Annotated in this window: 14 protein-coding genes; 9 read left to right on the top strand and 5 right to left on the bottom strand. The window is 56.6% G+C overall.

The genetic code is table 11. The annotated features are described in order from the left end of the window. The first annotated feature begins 201 nt into the window (after positions 1–201). From EKM04_RS16230 to EKM04_RS16220, 3 genes are all read left to right on the top strand, one after another. On the top strand, positions 202–1,221 hold the full coding sequence (locus tag EKM04_RS16230; protein ID WP_183897873.1) for a substrate-binding domain-containing protein: 1,020 nt from the start codon (positions 202–204) through the stop codon (positions 1,219–1,221). 138 nt (positions 1,222–1,359) lie between these two features. Continuing rightward, entirely contained in the window at positions 1,360–1,551 is a 192-nt protein-coding gene (locus EKM04_RS16225; RefSeq protein WP_183897874.1) for a hypothetical protein, read from the top strand. Between the two features lie 164 nt (positions 1,552–1,715). Then, positions 1,716–1,874: a hypothetical protein gene (locus EKM04_RS16220; protein WP_183897875.1), complete on the top strand. Its 159-nt coding sequence runs from the start codon at positions 1,716–1,718 to the stop codon at positions 1,872–1,874. Between the two features lie 36 nt (positions 1,875–1,910). Here the strand turns inward: EKM04_RS16220 and EKM04_RS16215 are convergent, their stop codons facing one another. Both EKM04_RS16215 and EKM04_RS16210 read right to left on the bottom strand, forming a co-directional pair. Further along, entirely contained in the window at positions 1,911–2,792 is an 882-nt protein-coding gene (locus EKM04_RS16215) for an SMP-30/gluconolactonase/LRE family protein (protein ID WP_183897876.1), read from the bottom strand. A gap of 2 nt (positions 2,793–2,794) precedes the next feature. Continuing rightward, entirely contained in the window at positions 2,795–3,514 is a 720-nt protein-coding gene (locus tag EKM04_RS16210) for a FadR/GntR family transcriptional regulator (protein ID WP_174155897.1), read from the bottom strand. A gap of 229 nt (positions 3,515–3,743) precedes the next feature. Between EKM04_RS16210 and EKM04_RS16205 the strand changes: the two genes are divergently transcribed. The 6 genes from EKM04_RS16205 to EKM04_RS16180 all read left to right on the top strand — a co-directional run bounded on the left by EKM04_RS16205 (position 3,744) and on the right by EKM04_RS16180 (position 11,770). Beyond that, positions 3,744–5,693, top strand: a complete 1,950-nt coding sequence (locus tag EKM04_RS16205; protein WP_183897877.1) for an ABC transporter substrate-binding protein — start codon at positions 3,744–3,746, stop codon at positions 5,691–5,693. A 120-nt stretch (positions 5,694–5,813) separates the two neighbouring features. Continuing rightward, the gene (locus EKM04_RS16200; RefSeq protein ID WP_174155899.1) at positions 5,814–6,800 is read left to right on the top strand and encodes an ABC transporter permease; all 987 of its coding nucleotides are present in this window, start codon (positions 5,814–5,816) and stop codon (positions 6,798–6,800) included. 9 nt (positions 6,801–6,809) lie between these two features. Next, positions 6,810–7,934: an ABC transporter permease gene (locus EKM04_RS16195; protein WP_183897878.1), complete on the top strand. Its 1,125-nt coding sequence runs from the start codon at positions 6,810–6,812 to the stop codon at positions 7,932–7,934. Between the two features lie 8 nt (positions 7,935–7,942). Beyond that, positions 7,943–9,667: an ABC transporter ATP-binding protein gene (locus EKM04_RS16190; protein ID WP_174155901.1), complete on the top strand. Its 1,725-nt coding sequence runs from the start codon at positions 7,943–7,945 to the stop codon at positions 9,665–9,667. Positions 9,668–9,717: 50 nt separating this feature from the next. Then, a complete protein-coding gene (locus EKM04_RS16185; RefSeq protein WP_183897879.1) occupies positions 9,718–10,905 on the top strand; it encodes a galactarate dehydratase in 1,188 nt (395 codons plus the stop codon). Further along, on the top strand, positions 10,883–11,770 hold the full coding sequence (locus EKM04_RS16180; protein ID WP_491074747.1) for an aldose epimerase family protein: 888 nt from the start codon (positions 10,883–10,885) through the stop codon (positions 11,768–11,770). The genes EKM04_RS16185 and EKM04_RS16180 overlap by 23 nt, the downstream gene beginning before the upstream one ends. A gap of 7 nt (positions 11,771–11,777) precedes the next feature. Here the strand turns inward: EKM04_RS16180 and EKM04_RS16175 are convergent, their stop codons facing one another. The 3 genes from EKM04_RS16175 to EKM04_RS16165 are packed head-to-tail and all read right to left on the bottom strand — an operon-like array spanning position 11,778 to position 15,069. Then, positions 11,778–13,424 (bottom strand): acyltransferase, encoded by a 1,647-nt coding sequence (locus EKM04_RS16175; RefSeq protein WP_183897881.1) that lies wholly within the window; start codon positions 13,422–13,424, stop codon positions 11,778–11,780. Between the two features lie 8 nt (positions 13,425–13,432). Then, positions 13,433–14,344: a dihydrodipicolinate synthase family protein gene (locus EKM04_RS16170; RefSeq protein ID WP_183897885.1), complete on the bottom strand. Its 912-nt coding sequence runs from the start codon at positions 14,342–14,344 to the stop codon at positions 13,433–13,435. A gap of 14 nt (positions 14,345–14,358) precedes the next feature. Next, positions 14,359–15,069: a GntR family transcriptional regulator gene (locus EKM04_RS16165; RefSeq protein WP_252094081.1), complete on the bottom strand. Its 711-nt coding sequence runs from the start codon at positions 15,067–15,069 to the stop codon at positions 14,359–14,361. Between the last annotated feature and the right edge of the window lie 348 nt (positions 15,070–15,417).

Genomic DNA, 15,417 nt, shown 5'->3' with positions numbered 1-15,417 from the left:
CAAGCTCTCAAATTATATTCTGGCTGTCAACGGATATCGATTTGGCTATCTGTGGAAAATAATGAGGGGTTAGAAGGGTAAAATTATATTATTCGCTAAAAATCGATGCGTTCTCATCGAGGAAATTTGAAATCGATTTCAATTTTTGGAGACTTGAAACTTTGTTCTGATCCACGCATGCAAGGGAAAATGGCGGGGCACATGAAACTCAAGGAATTTGCAGAGCAAGTGGGATTATCGCCCACCACGGTCAGCAGGGCGCTTGGCGGCTATCCAGAAGTGCGACAGGAAACCCGTGAGCGGGTCATGGAAGCCGCCCGCAGGTTGGGGTATCGGCCAAATGCCAACGCCGTACGTCTCGTCACGGGCAAGGCGGGAGCCATTGGGGTCGTTATGGGCCGGAGCGGCGGCGGGCACTTTTTCTCCGAGTTCATGGGCGGCATGGCCAGCCGTCTTCTCGGCGAAGACACCGATATCATCGTCAGTGTCACAACCGATAACGACCTTCATGAAGAACTGAAGATATTCAGTCGATTGGCGGCCAGCGGTCGTGTGGATGGCATCATCATTCACTCGCCGCGGCCAGATGATGAGCGGATTGCGCTGCTGCACAGGCTGGGTGTGCCTTTCATCGTGCATGGGCGCTCGGCCACCAAATTCGAGCATGCCTGGCTTGATATCGACAACCACGCTGTCGCCTATCTCTCGACGGTGCATTTGCTGGAGCGTGGGCACCGCAACATCGCGTTCATCAACGGTCCGGAAGGCCGTACATTCGCCATTGATCGTGAACAAGGTTATCGCGATGCGCTGGAGACGATGGGAATAACGCCTGATCCGCGTATGATGCTGTCGGCGCCGTTCAGCGAAGAAACCGCGTTTCAATTCGCACGGTCATTGCTGGAGAAAGCGTCCCGTCCTACCGCATTCGTCGCCGGAGCCATGATGACCGCGCAGGGCGTTTATCGCGCCGCCAGCCAGTTGGGTCTTGTTATCGGCAAGGATATTTCCGTCATCGCCCATGATGACGTGTTTCCGTATCTGACGCCTGAAAGCATGTTGCCATCGCTCTCCACAACCCGCTCACCCCAGCGTATGGCGGGCGAGCGGGTGACGGATTTGCGGTTGCAGATCATCGCGGGCCGTCCGGTACAAGAGTGTCAGGAGCTCTGGCCCGTCGATCTGGTGCTGCGGCAATCATCGGGTCTCTTGAGTGGATAATGTTTTTACCGTGTGATGTAACAAATTATCAAAAATATCGTGCTAGATGTTTTATTTATAACCTATCAATGTTTGCGTTAGTGTGGAGGGAACGCTAGCGCCGATCGATGCGTTATCAACGTCGAATGGGAGGAAGCCATGTTCGATTTTCTGAAAGCTCAGCACATCATCACCCAGGAAGAAGAGACGGGCACATACGCCGACGCTTTCCTTCAAATGCATGATACGCAGACAGATCAACCCGTCAGTCGAGAGTTTGGCCACGAGGCACACATGCGCGATTACGGTGATCAGCGCATCGTTGCTCGAAACGTCGTCGGTTTCGCCTAGCCGAAATCCATAGTGGAACTTCGACTGAGCAAACGTGTTTACTGGTGTCTGATTATCAGGCGGGCAGCGCATGGCTCGAATGGACCGACTTGGCGAACGATACGTGGACCAATAGGCAATTTCCAGCAATGCGTTGCCCGCCCGCACAGTTTCAACGGAAGTGAATGAGCATGCTACCCGTCGAACCCATTCCTGGCGAAATGCCGCCAATGCCACCGGGGCAGGATATGCCGCCCGTGAAGGAACCGGAACCGGAACATCTGCCGGATGAGGCTCCCGTTCCAAACCCTGACGAGAATGATAAGCCGCCGAACGTGCTTTAGCGGCTGGCGGCCTTGAGCTCTCTCCCAGAGGAGCTGTCACGCCTTGAAACGATAAGGCGCAATTCCGGCGACGGGCGTTTCGAACGCCACCACCGTTCCCTGAACAGACGCATCTCCCCGATGCGTCCTCAAACTCGTGACATAAAGCGTCTTGAAGTCAGCTCCACCAAAGCAAGGCATCGTTGGCCCATCGAAGGGTAAACGATACACCTCGACCAAGTCCCCGTCGGGCGAAAAGCGATTCAATCGCCCCGCGCTCACGCCGGCGCTCCAGTAAAACCCGTCGCGATCTATTGTGGCCCCGTCGGGCCTGCCTTCGCCCTGTCCAAAATCGTGCATACGTTGGGCCTTGCCAAGTCTGCCCGTGGCTGGATCGAAGTCGAACGTCTGGTACATCAGGCCGCTACTGTCGGAGTGGTACATCTTTCGACCATCTGGGCTCCATGCCAGCCCGTTTGAGGTGAACATTCCGCCATCGATGACGCATTCAACCTGCCCGTCGGGCGAGATTCGATAGAGGCGAGCGTTGCCGGTTGGCGGCAGGGCCTCATCCCGGGTCCCAACCCAGAAGTGACCATCCGGCCCCACCTTGCCGTCATTCAACCGGCTGTCTGCGCGCCCGTTGTCTGGATTGCACAGCCGCTCCAACTTGCCGGATGCGGGATCGAGAATGTGCACACCTGTCTGAAGGCCTACAATGATTGTATCACTTTCGCAAAGTCCAAGGCACCCAACCGGTGCCGGCATATCAAAGCGATCCAGCGTTCCGTCGAGTTTCAGACGAAAGACGGCCGGAGCGAGAATATCGACGAACCATAGCTCCCCCGTTTTCGGATTCCACACCGGGGATTCGCCCACATGCAATGGCACGTCGATGAGTTGGCGAACTTTCGGTTCAAATATCTTCGGTGTTGTCATGATCAACCTCCAACGCCTTGGAACATCCGGGCTCTGGCCTTGAGGATGTGGTCCTTCATCGCATCATGAGCAGCCTGCTCTTGCCGCGCAAAGATGGCTTCAACAATTGCAGTATGCTCATTCTGCACATCGCGCACATGTTGCGGCGTACGTTTGAGGCTGAGACTGCGGGTGACAGACTGGCCGATCGAAAAATGCGGTTTGAACCACGTCCGAACGGTCGTGTGAAACTGGTTCTGACTGGCAATCGCGATGGCTTCGTGAAGCGCGAAGTCTTCTTCCGCGCCAAGATCACCATGCTCGAGACACTGTTCCAGCGCCGCAATCGCCTGCTCTATCCGGGCACGGTCAGCGGCTTGCCAGTTGCGTGCGGCCAGTTCCGCAGCGGAGGATTCCAGACCGGATCGGAATTCGAAAAATCGTTGAACGTCCGCCAGCGAGCCGACGGGCACCTGCTGCAGAACGGACAAGTCCGGCTGCTGGCGCACGTAAGACCCGGAACCCTTTCGAGACACGATCAGATCGTCATTACGCAGCCTTTCCAGTGCTTCACGCACAACAGGACGGGAAGCGCCCAACATAGTCGCCAAATTCTGTTCGGACGGCAAACGTTCGTTGATGAGGAAGCGACCGTCCGAAATCATCCCGACGATCTTTCCGTAAATAATATCGCTAAAACGCGTTTCGCTTTTCAGTGGGGCGTGTGTGGCCAGATTCTTCATCAGCGCCCTTTTATCCGTTAAACGCATATGGCCATTTGCCATATAAATGGCCTTGCTTCACTCATCTCAATAAAAAATCTGTAAAAATCTGTCAATACTTGTAATCATCTGAAAACGCTCATATGGTCTGCGTGCCGGTGGAGGATCGGTGCGCTGGCGGGCCAGGAGGGCCATAGCGGCGGGGCGTGAGCCCTCGTCGCTGCCGGGGAGATTTTTGGGAGGATAGTCTATGAGCGTTGGTGATGCATTTTCGCTGGGCGTGACGCGCCGTACCTTTGTGGCCGGTCTTGGAGGTGTTGCCGCCATGTCCCTCATTGGGACGTCTGCCAAAGCCGCTGTCGGTAAAGAGGCGCCATCATTGGCGGCATTGGTGAAGGATGGCAAGCTGCCGCCGCTTGCCGACCGTCTGCCAAAGAATCCAATGATAGTGACGCCACTGGAAAAGATCGGCACCTATGGTGGCACGTTGCGCCGGGGCCTTCGCGGTTCGTCTGACCACAACGGCATTCTGCGCATGGTCGGCAATCAGGGCCTGGTACGCTGGAACATGGACTTCACCGAAGTTTTGCCAAACCTTGCCGAGAAATGGGAAGTCAGCCCCGACGCGTCGCAGTTCACATTCCATCTGCTCCAGGGCGCAAAATGGTCTGACGGCCATCCATTCACGGCCGATGACGTCGTGTTCGCCATCGAAGACTGCATCAAGAACAAGGAGCTTTACAGCGCAACGCCAGCCCAGCTCGCGGTTGCCGGTAAAGCAGTCACCGTGGAGAAGATCGATGATTTCACGGTAAAGTTCACCTTTGCCGCACCCAACGCGCTCTATCTCGAAAACCTTGCAACACCGCTCGGCCAGCATCCGACGATGTTCGCCAAGCATTATTGCAGCAAGTTCCTGCCAAAATACAACACGGCGCTGGATGCCGAGGTAAAGGCCGCAGGCGTCTCCAGCTGGACCGAGCTTTTCCGCGCCAAATGCGGTGACATCGAAATCCCATCGCGCTGGTCGAATGTCGAGAAGCCGACACTGGACCCATGGGTGGTCAAGGAGCCCTATTCCGGCGGTGCTACCCGCGTTGTGATGACGCGGAACCCGTATTTCTGGCAGGTCGATACCGAAGGCAACCAGTTGCCTTACATCGATGAAGTCAACTTCGGCATTTCGCAGGATGTGGAATCGCTCATGCTGAACGTCATCTCCGGCAAGATCGATATTCAGGAACGTCACATCAGCGTTCTCGCCAACAAGCCGACCCTGTCGCAAAACATGAAAAAGGGCGATTACCGACTGTTGACGCTGGTGCCATCAGCTTCGCAACAGTGCCAGATTTACCTGAATATCACCCATAAAGACCCGGCGATGCGCAAGATGTTCGCCGACAAATCCTTCCGTCAAGCGCTGTCGATTGCTCTCAACCGGCAGGAAATCATCGACATTGTCTATTTCGGCCAGAGCGAGGGATATCAGGCAGGACCGCGTCCGACCCATCCCTGGTATCACGAAAAGCTGGCACGCCAGAACACGGACTATGATGCCGACAAGGCCAACGAGCTTCTCGACAAGGCCGGTTATGACAAGAAAAACGGTAATGGCATGCGCCTGCGGCCCGATGGCCAGCCCGTCTTCTTTTCCATTGACGTTATCCCGACGCTTTATCCCGATTTGGTCGATGCGCTGGAACTGGTCAAGGCGCAGTGGGCGCAGATCGGTGTCGATATCAAGGTCAACACCATTGAACGTGCGCTGTACTACACGCGCGGCGATGACAATGCCCATGATGCGGCGGTTTGGCCGGGACCCGGCGGTCTCGACCCGATGCTCGATCCACGTGACTTTTTTGCTTTTCACCCGCAGGGATCGCGTTATGCCATTCCATGGGCACTCTGGTACACATCCAACGGTCAGAAGGGCGAAGAACCACCAGAAAGCCAGAAGCAGCGCTTCAAGCTCTTCGATGAGGCACGCTCGACGGCTGACCTTGCCAAGCGCGGCGAAAAGATGAAGCAGATCTTCGATATCGCGGCGGAAGAGTTCGAGACGATCGGTCTTTGCCTCGCAGTCGGTGGTTTCGGTATCATCCGCAACAATCTTCGCAACGTGCCGGAGAAAGAGCCGGATAGCTGGTCGTGGCCAAACCCCGGTCCGGCCCTGCCGCAACAGTTTACCTTCACAAGCTAACAACGCCACACAGGCGTCGCCGTTTCCAGGCGGCGACGCTTTTCAGACTGTGTCGACCGCGCGCAATCCGTCGTTTCAGTGACGGTGGCGTGTGCGGTAAAATGTGATTGCGAGAGCGACATGCTGATTTTTATCGTGAAACGCCTGCTGTGGATGATCCCGTCCTTGTTTGCCGTCAGTTTTCTGGCCTTCGTCCTTATTCAGTTGCCACCTGGTGACTACGTCACGACCTATATCGCCACGCTTGCCGCATCCAACGAGGTCATCGACCACAACACGGCAGCGCAACTGCGCGAGCGGTTCGGCCTCGATGACCCGATGATCATTCAATATCTGAAATGGATATGGGGCATCATCTCGCGCGGTGATTTCGGCATCTCGTTCGAGTGGCAACAGCCGGTGTCGGGACTCATTTGGGAACGCATGGCACTGACGCTGGTTCTGGCTGTCGCAAGCCTTTTGGCCACATGGGCCATCGCACTTCCCATCGGCGTGTTCTCCGCCGTTCGCAAATATTCGATTGGCGATTATCTCTTCACTGCCTTCTCCTTCTTCGGCCTCTCTATTCCGTCGTTCCTGCTGGCTCTGGTTCTGATGTATGTCGCTGCGGTCGAGTTCGGGGCTGATGTCGGCGGGCTGTTCTCGCCGGAATATGAGACGGCGTCGTGGAGCATAGCAAAGATGGTCGATCTCATGGCGCATATCTGGTTGCCGGTTGCCATCCTCGCCATTTCCTCCACCGCCAGCCTCATCCGCGTCATGCGCGCCAATATGCTGGACGAGTTGCCGAAGCCTTACGTCACCACCGCTCGCGCCAAGGGCCTGTCGGAATTTCGTCTGCTGACGAAATATCCTTTGAGAATTGCCCTCAACCCGTTCATTTCCACCATCGCATGGCTGCTGCCTAACCTCATCTCGGGCTCCGTGGTCGTTGCCATCGTGCTCAACCTGCCGACTGCCGCACCCCTGCTTCTCCAGTCGTTGATGGCGCAGGATATGTATCTCGCCGGAGCCTTCGTGCTCCTGATCTGCGCGCTGACGCTGATTGGATCGCTGATCAGCGACATTCTGCTGGCGCTGGTCGATCCCCGAATCCGTCTCGAATAGGAGGGCGTCATGGCCGATATTGCTGTAGCCACCACCATCCGCCCCGACCGTGCCGCCGTCGCATCGCAGTGGCAACTCATCTGGTGGGCATTTAAACGCCATCGTCTGGCCATGGCGGCTCTCGTCGTGACCATTGCCATGTATATAGTGGCCCTCGTGCCGGGCTTCTTTGCGATCAACGATCCCGTGCTCCAAAATGCCCGTGCGACGTTTTATCCGCCGCAACGGGTTCATCTGATCGACACGACGGATGGTTTCTCCGTCGGCCTGCATTACTACCCGCTCAAGTTGACGCGTGATCCTGAAACGCTGGCCGCCGTCTTCGTGGAGGATACGGGGAAGAAAATCCCGATCCAGCTTTTCGGTCGCGGTTACGAATATTCCGTGCTCGGCCTGTTCAACACCAACATCCATCTTCTGGCATCCACCGATAAGACACGGCCACTGTTTCTCTTCGGGGCAGACCGGCTTGGCCGCGATGTTTTCAGCCGTGTGGTGCAGGGTTCGCAGATTTCCTTGTCCATCGGTCTTGTCGGCGTATTCTTTTCGCTTCTGCTCGGCGTCGTCTTGGGTGGTATTTCCGGCTATTATGGCGGGCGCATCGATTTCGTCATGCAGCGCGTGATCGATTTCGTCCTGTCGTTGCCCACCATTCCCATATGGCTCGCCATGGCGGCAGCGCTACCACAAGGCTGGCCAGCCACCCTTCAGTATATGATGATCACGATCATCCTTTCGCTCACCGGTTGGGCGCAGCTTGCCCGTGTGGTTCGCGGCCGCTTCCTGTCGCTCAGAACGGAAGAGTTCGTGGCTGCCGCAAGGCTGGATGGCGTGCCAGAGGGGCGCATCATTTTCCGCCACATGCTGCCCAGTTTCTCAAGCCACATCATCGCCTCGGTCACGCTGGCCGTTCCCGCGATGATCCTTGCGGAAACGTCGCTCTCCTTCCTCGGCCTTGGTCTTCAACCGCCCACCATTTCCTGGGGTGTGCTGCTGCGCGAGGCCCAGAACATTCGCTCCATCGCAACCGCACCCTGGCTGTTCCTGCCGGGTGTTGCCGTGGTCGTCGCCGTCATGGCGCTTAACCTGCTCGGTGATGGTCTGCGTGACGCAGCCGATCCCTACAACAAGTGAGGCCGACGATGAGCGATATCCTCTCGATCAAACCTGCCAAGCCGCTTCTCGAAGTCCGCAATCTGGTCACGGAATTTGCCGTTCGTAACGGCGTGTTCCGTGCCGTCAACGACCTGTCGTTCTCAATCGATCCAGGCAAGACGCTCTGCGTCGTCGGTGAAAGCGGCTCCGGCAAATCCGTTACGGCCCGCTCCATCCTGCAAATCATAGACAGCCCCGGCGAAATCGCCTCCGGTTCCATAATTCTAAACCGGGCGGACGGCACGTCGCTGGATTTGGCAAAGCTCGATCCGCGTGGCCGCGTCATTCGCTCTGTGCGCGGTGCAGATATCGCAATGATTTTTCAGGAGCCGATGTCGTCGCTGTCTCCGGTTCACACGGTCGGTGACCAGATCACAGAGGTGCTGCGGCTGCACCTGAAAATGAACAAGGCGCAGGCCCGCGCCGAGGCCATCGAACTGCTGCGGCAGGTCGAAATCCCCAACCCGGAAACCGCGCTTGATAAATATGCGTTCCAGTATTCTGGTGGCATGCGCCAGCGCGCCATGATTGCCATGGCGCTGGCCTGCAAACCGCAATTGCTGATCGCCGATGAACCGACGACAGCGCTGGATGTAACAACGCAGGCGGAAATTCTCGATCTCATCGCGCGGCTGCAAAAGGCGCATGGTATGGCGGTCCTGTTCATCACCCACGATATGGGCGTGGTGGCGCAGATTGCCGATGACGTTCTCGTCATGCACCACGGCGTTGCCAAGGAATACGGTCCGGTGGAGCAGATTTTCCACAGCCCGCAAGATCCTTACACCCGCATGCTGATCGGCTCCGTGCTGAAGCTGGAGCAGAAGGCGGAGATACGTCTGGCCCGTCCGCCGCTTGATATGACTGCCGCACCCATTCTGGAGGTCAATGACCTGTCCATGCACTTTGGCGAGATGAAGGCGCTGGATGGCGTATCCATCAAGCTGCTGCCGGGCGAAACGCTGGGTATCGTCGGAGAAAGCGGTTCCGGTAAAACGACCATGGGCCGCGCCATCATGCGGCTCTATGATCCGAACTCCGGCGAAATGCTGTACCGCAAGGCAGATGGCAGCGTGGTCGATCTGGCCAAGATCGAAGGCGCAGAGCTAAAGGCGGCGCGGCGCGAGCTACGCATGGTATTTCAGGACCCTTTCGGTTCTCTCAATCCGCGCATGACCGTGGCGCAGGTCATTGGTGAACCGCTCTTGGTCAATGGCATCGCCAAGGGCAAGGAACTGGACGAGCGCGTCTGCGCACTGATGGATCAGGTCGGGCTGGACCCTGCGGGACGTGAGCGTTATCCGCATGCCTTTTCCGGCGGCCAGCGCCAGCGCATCGGCATTGCACGCGCCATTACGTTGAGGCCACGGATCATCGTGGCCGACGAGGCGACATCTGCGCTCGATGTATCCGTTCGTTTTCAGGTCCTGGATCTGTTAATGCGCCTGCAGGACGAACTGGGCCTCGCCTATATCTTCATCAGCCACGACATCGGCGTTATCAGATACATGTGCGACCGCGTCGGCGTGATGTATCGCGGCAAGCTGGTGGAGTTTGGCGACGCTGAAAAGGTCTGCAATTCGCCTGACCATCCCTACACGCAAGCGCTGCTTTCCGCCATTCCGCGACCCGATCCGCGCGATAGGGATCGCACGCGACGGTTCCGTTATATCGAGCCGTCCGCCGTCAAGACTGAAAGCAAGGCCGGATAAGTGTGTGACGTCCGTCTGCGCTTCGTTACATCCATGAGGAACACTAGAGCATGAAAATCGATCGCATGCGGGTATTCGTCACCCGCGACAAGGACCGTCCGCGCGTTGTCGTAGCGCTGGACACCGATGACGGGCTGACCGGTTGGGGCGAGTGCTACAATCACGGCCCTGATCTCGCGCTGCCGCCCATCCTCGATTACCTCTATAACTTCATCGCCGGGCAAGACCCGACACGGGTCGAGTATCTTTATAATCTGCTGCTTCAGCAGAACCGCTTTCCTCCCGGTGCGCTTGGCCTGTCGGCCATTTCCGCAATCGACCATTGCCTGTGGGATCTCGCTGCCAAAGCAGCGGGTGTCCCGGTCTACAAGCTGCTCGGCGGCAATGTGCGCGACCGTATCAAGGTTTATGCAGGGGTTTACACGGCACCGGATGCACCAGCCGCGAAGGAAGAGTTCGATCGCCTGAATGAGGATTGGGGTTTTAAGGCCTTCAAGCTCAGCCCTTGGCGCCTCGATATTCATGCCCATCGTTGGGGCGAAGTGGTCCGCAGTTCCGCGGAGTATTTCCGCTCTCTTCGCGAGACCGTGCGAACCGATTACGATATTGCCTTCGATGCCCATGCCAAGATTTTCGAACCCGCAGCCGCACGCCAGCTCGGCAACGCGCTTGCCCCTTACGATCCCCTGTTTTTCGAAGAGCCGTTGCGTCCTGAAAACATCGAGATGTGGGGCGATCTGAAACAGGGTCTCAATTGCACGCTGGCCACTGGCGAAAGCCTTTATAACCGCAATGAATTTCTGCGGCTTTTGCAGGTCAAGGGTGCCGATATCATTCAGCCGGATATTTGCGTCGTCGGTGGCATCTCCGAAATGCGCCGGATCGCAGCCCTTGCGGAAGCGCATTTCGTCAGTATTGCGCCACACAACCCGATGGGTCCACTCGCCACCGCCGTTAACGTTCACTTCTCCGCCGCACAGCAGAATTTCCGAATTCTGGAATACCGTCTTCCAAAGGGCCAGTGTTACGTCTATGGCGGCACGAATATTGAAACCCGTGAAGATGAGACCCGCTACGTCATCGATCCCTATCTGCCGAAGGATGGGCATCTGGAACTACGGCCTGACCGTCCGGGCTGGGGCGTCGAGATGGATGAAAAGGCCATGCAGGAAGACGGTTATATCCACTGGCAGCGTCGTGTTCCCAAGCGGCCAGATGGTTCCTATGCTTTTGCCTGAAACGGTCTCCATTGTCAGCGGGCCGTTTTCGGCCCGCCTCCGACCCGCGTGGGGCGGACGAATGACGCATCTCACCCATGCGGAGTTCGGCAATATTCTGGTGCCGACAAAGGCAGATGTCTTTGAGCCCTGGAATTGGCCAAAGGCTGGGGCGTATCCGCTGTTTCCCTATCACAACAGGCTCTACGGAGCATGCTTCACGCATGCGGGCGTATCGCACGATGTTTTGCCACACCCTCTGCTTGCTGGGGATGCGATGCACGGACCTGCGCACCGTCGCCCATGGCGCGTCGCACGTCAGGCCAATGATCAGGTCACGCTGCTACTTGACTATGAGGCCGATGCCGAGTGGCCTTTTGCTTTCGAGGCAAGCCAGTCGTTTTTCTTGAATGACCACGGGCTGACCGTGGAACTCTCCATCACCAACCGGGCAGGCGTTCCCGCGCCATTTGCTCTCGGCTGGCATCCTTATTTTGTTGCCGGGCTGGATCGTGACGTACGGACAGATGCATCTCTTGCCTATGCGCTGGATCCGTTTCACGTACCGACCGGCAATCCGCCTCTCCCCCGGCCAGAGGCATCGTTACCGGCAAAATCAGGCTATACGCAACATTTGATGAACTGGTCCACGGCACGCTTTGACTTGGACGTAGGCTACCAGCTTGTCTTAGGCGCAGACCCGGTGTTCCATCATCTCGCAGCGCATCGCACGGAATACTATATGTGCCTGGAGCCAGTTTCGATGGCTGCCGGCACATTGTGCCAGCCTGAACACCAGCGCACCAATCTTGGCCTGACGATTCTTCAACCGGGCGAGAGCCTGACAGGTAATATACGGCTTCACATTCAGTCCATGCTCGAGTGACGCGGTGTTACAGTCCCATACCCACAGGCTTGGTCCGGTGAACTCCTTTGGGTACGAAAGCAAACGCGTCGGCGACATCCAGCAGGTCTGCGGCAATGTGTAAGGTCGAAAGCCACATCTCTGTACCTTGCAGGCTCGGTTGCTGACCAGCAGCGAAGGCAAAGCCCTCGTTGCTCTGCCACTGCTCGGCACATCGCATAATAACGGTTTCGGCAATCGCCTCTGCGTCTGCACGCCTTGCATCCGTCTGTTTCAGGCACAGCCAGAGCGGATGGATTGTATCGAGCAGATTGCAAGCGGTGTAGGTCGTGCCTGAAAATCCATCGTAGGTCCGGTAGTTGGTAATGACGGAATTGATGGTAGCCTCTGGAAAGGGAACCGGCAGGCCAAATTGAGCGTAGGTACCGCGTGTCAGGCGATAAAAGCCGTTAACCGGTTGCAACAGACCTTCTTTTGCTGTCGGCTTGCCCCAAAGCCCGGTTGCGCGATCGGCATGCATTGTCAGCCAGCCAAACAAGGTCTCTGTTTCAGAACCCAGTCCGAAATATCGTGCGTTGAAATAATGCGCCGTGGCGATTGCATCGATCCGGTCGCCGCATCGCCACGCACGGTCGCTCCAGGGCAGACGATCAAGCCAGGCGCTTAGATGCGGTGTGTCCATTTGCGCACCTGCTACCGGATGTGGTGGATGGGACCCCAATATTTCGAGCGCATAACCGATGGCCAGTACGTTATAAAGCGCGGCATAATCCTCGCGAATGTCTAAGCCGGGCAGGGGGGGGCTGAACGGATCTGGGAAGAAACCGGTTGCAGGGTCCTGATACGCTCGCAGCCTCGTGGCCAATTCGCGAGCTTCTATCCCCTCGGGCGCGCTCCCAAATCCGGCTGCGATTTCTATGGCATCGCATTCATGTCTGATGCTTTCATGCTGCACTCCATCCGCTCCTGCCGATACATAGCGGCCATCCTGTTTCGCCCGCTCGAGAATGCGGGGCCATTGCGCGGCTCCTGCCTTGCCGATCTGTTGCAAAGCTTGCAAAATCTCGCCACGACGTGATCTGACGGTGGCGATCTTTTCGCCACGCCGGCGGATCACTTTGGCTGGCACACCTCCCGCAATCGCCATCTCCGGAATGTCCCTCACGACGACAGAACCGGCAGCAATGACGGCACCTTTGCCAATCGTCACGCCATCAAGCACGACTGCGTTTGCCCCAATCCACACATCGTCGCCGATGGTGATGCCGAGTGTCTCGTGCTTCTGCTGGTATATCGGAATGGTCGGATCATCGAAGCCGTGGTTGAAGCCGACGATGGAAACCAAGGACGCAATCCGCACACCATTGCCACATCGCACCTTTCCAGAAATGCAGGAATAGGGATTGACCGTACAGTTGTCACCGAACTCCACGTCCCCGCGCACGATGGCATGCCCCGCCACCCACGAATATTGCCCCAGTTTCAAACGCGAGGTGAACACATTGGCGTGTCGGGCGATGTAAGAGGTATCAGCGAGGTCAGCACCGGCGATTTCGGTTAGCCGTTTTTTGAGCGCGATTTGTTCTGGAGTGTTGATGTCGTCGGGTTGTCGCTCCCATGTCAAAATCTGAAGCCGTTTTTCGCGCTCGGATGTAATCTCTGATCCTGCTTGCATTCTAAGTCTCAAATGCCCTCTGCCATCTCGCGCTTCACACGCTCGACGATGTTTCTAAGCTCGGAGCGTTCCGCTTCATTCAATGTCTCGACGCCGGGGGTACGAACAGGTCCCACATCCGTGCCCAACATCCCGATTGCTTCCTTGACGACAGTTACGTTGGCGCCATTATTATACTTCGTGCGCATGGCTTCAAAACTAGCAATGCCATCGATCAGCTCACGCGCCCTCGCATAGTCAGCCTTTTCCAAGGCTTGATGAATGGCATGGGAGCGGTCTGGAAAGACGTTGACGAGGCCTGACGTAAAGCCGCGCGCACCCATAGCATAAAACGCCGGCGCCCAGCCTTCGGCCAGTCCGCAAACCCATATGGCTGGCGCATCTTTTGTCGCTCTGATGACCTCGGCCAGCAACATCAGATTGCCGGAGGCGAATTTGATTCCGGCGATGTTGGGGTGCAGGGCCAAATCCCGAAAATCCTGAACAGAGAAGCCGTCACTACGCACATAGGCGATAACAGGCACTGTTGAGGCATCTGCCAGTTCAAGGAAGTATTTCGCCTGATAACTGGGTCCGGCAAAAGGATCCATTGGGTGATGCCCCATAATGGCATCGGCCCCCGCGGCGATCGCGTCGCGCGCAAGCGCTTTTGCTTCAGTCAAGGAACGGCCAACCGCTGCACTCACAAGAGATTTGCCGTCAGCCGCCTCTATCGCCGTTCGGTGAACGTCACGAACCTCATCAAGAGTTAACGTAAAAAATTCACCCGTGTTACCCGCCACCATAAGATTGTGCACGCGTGCATCGGCCATTTTTTTTATAAGCACAGACAGCTTGGCCATGTCGATACGACCGTCGGCAGCGTAAGGTGTCACCGGTACGCCAGATATGCCCTTGAGTGCGGTTCGAACTTTTTCCATTCCTTCGTTCATCTTTAATCTCCTCCCTTTTTGTCGAAAACCATTTTCAGATAAGTCGCGCCCGAGCGCATGACGTGATCCCGCATCGCTTTTTCCGCGCGCTCAGTTTCGCCGTCTATAATGGCCTGTGCGATGGTTTTGTGTTCTTCAAGCGCCTTTGCGCATTCGTCGGGATCCAAGTGAATGATCCGGCGGATGCTTGCGTCGTAAAAACGCTGGCGCTCAATCATTTTTGCGAGGTAACGGCATTGGGATGCGAGGTGGATTTGGTCGTGAAAAGTTTCATTGAGGCCAATAAGATCATCAACACCACCGCCATCGGTTGCTACCTGCATTCGCTCGATGGTCTGTTCGAGTACCTTACGCGTATCTGGGTCCAGGCGCTTCGCGGCAAGATGCGCGATCATCGATTCAAGAGCAGCACGCGCCAAGATCGTCTCTTCGGCCCAGTCGACGTTAAAACGAACAATAACGCCGCGGCGGGACAGCGTTTCCACAAGACCTTCAGCCTCCAGCTGTCGCAAGGCTTCTTTAACAGGTGTCGTACTCACGCCCATTTGCTCGGCAAGCTGGCGCTCGTTCAGTCGCTCGTCCGGTGCAAAGCGACCAGACAAAATCGCTGTTCGCAGTGCGCGGTGCACGTGGTCCCGCAAACTCGTCAACAGTTGCGGGTCTAGCCGCGATATCCGGTCCGCCTTGTCGTCCAAGCCTTCATTGCCTTTCACGGCGCCACACTCTTCCTGATCTATCATTCTACTGATATATCAGATTTCAAGATGATGTCGATCCTTTTAAATGATGAAGATCATGGATCGAGTCAGTCTTTTGACGGGTAGGGGCAAGAGCTGACCCAGCCAGCAGGATCGAACTCAGGAGGTATCTGTTAAAAGGGGGGGGTAATCTGGCCGGGCCGTGTCCGGTCCAAGACCCAGTGATAGGGTCTGATTTGGTGCGCCGGATGGGTCTTTCCATTAAAACCCCAAAATTACCTAACAAAATCAACATCTTATACATTTTCTTTATTTTTATGAATTGGGTGTGTTGACTTGTTTGATTGGTGTCCTCTATAAGTC

The sequence above is a fragment of the Rhizobium skierniewicense Ch11 genome, assembly GCF_023757665.1.
Taxonomy (GTDB): domain Bacteria; phylum Pseudomonadota; class Alphaproteobacteria; order Rhizobiales; family Rhizobiaceae; genus Agrobacterium; species Agrobacterium skierniewicense.
This window is presented reverse-complemented; position numbering and strand designations above follow the sequence as displayed.

What these genes read in the sequence shown, in the direction of transcription:
- EKM04_RS16170 (WP_183897885.1), bottom strand. Translation starts at nt 14,344, where the DNA reads ATGGAAAAAGTTCGAACCGCACTCAAGGGCATATCTGGCGTACCGGTG.
- EKM04_RS16200 (WP_174155899.1), top strand. Translation starts at nt 5,814, where the DNA reads ATGCTGATTTTTATCGTGAAACGCCTGCTGTGGATGATCCCGTCCTTG.
- EKM04_RS16190 (WP_174155901.1), top strand. Translation starts at nt 7,943, where the DNA reads ATGAGCGATATCCTCTCGATCAAACCTGCCAAGCCGCTTCTCGAAGTC.
- EKM04_RS16175 (WP_183897881.1), bottom strand. Translation starts at nt 13,424, where the DNA reads ATGCAAGCAGGATCAGAGATTACATCCGAGCGCGAAAAACGGCTTCAG.
- EKM04_RS16180 (WP_491074747.1), top strand. Translation starts at nt 10,883, where the DNA reads ATGGTTCCTATGCTTTTGCCTGAAACGGTCTCCATTGTCAGCGGGCCG.
- EKM04_RS16225 (WP_183897874.1), top strand. Translation starts at nt 1,360, where the DNA reads ATGTTCGATTTTCTGAAAGCTCAGCACATCATCACCCAGGAAGAAGAG.
- EKM04_RS16220 (WP_183897875.1), top strand. Translation starts at nt 1,716, where the DNA reads ATGAGCATGCTACCCGTCGAACCCATTCCTGGCGAAATGCCGCCAATG.
- EKM04_RS16215 (WP_183897876.1), bottom strand. Translation starts at nt 2,792, where the DNA reads ATGACAACACCGAAGATATTTGAACCGAAAGTTCGCCAACTCATCGAC.
- EKM04_RS16230 (WP_183897873.1), top strand. Translation starts at nt 202, where the DNA reads ATGAAACTCAAGGAATTTGCAGAGCAAGTGGGATTATCGCCCACCACG.
- EKM04_RS16205 (WP_183897877.1), top strand. Translation starts at nt 3,744, where the DNA reads ATGAGCGTTGGTGATGCATTTTCGCTGGGCGTGACGCGCCGTACCTTT.
- EKM04_RS16210 (WP_174155897.1), bottom strand. Translation starts at nt 3,514, where the DNA reads ATGAAGAATCTGGCCACACACGCCCCACTGAAAAGCGAAACGCGTTTT.
- EKM04_RS16195 (WP_183897878.1), top strand. Translation starts at nt 6,810, where the DNA reads ATGGCCGATATTGCTGTAGCCACCACCATCCGCCCCGACCGTGCCGCC.
- EKM04_RS16185 (WP_183897879.1), top strand. Translation starts at nt 9,718, where the DNA reads ATGAAAATCGATCGCATGCGGGTATTCGTCACCCGCGACAAGGACCGT.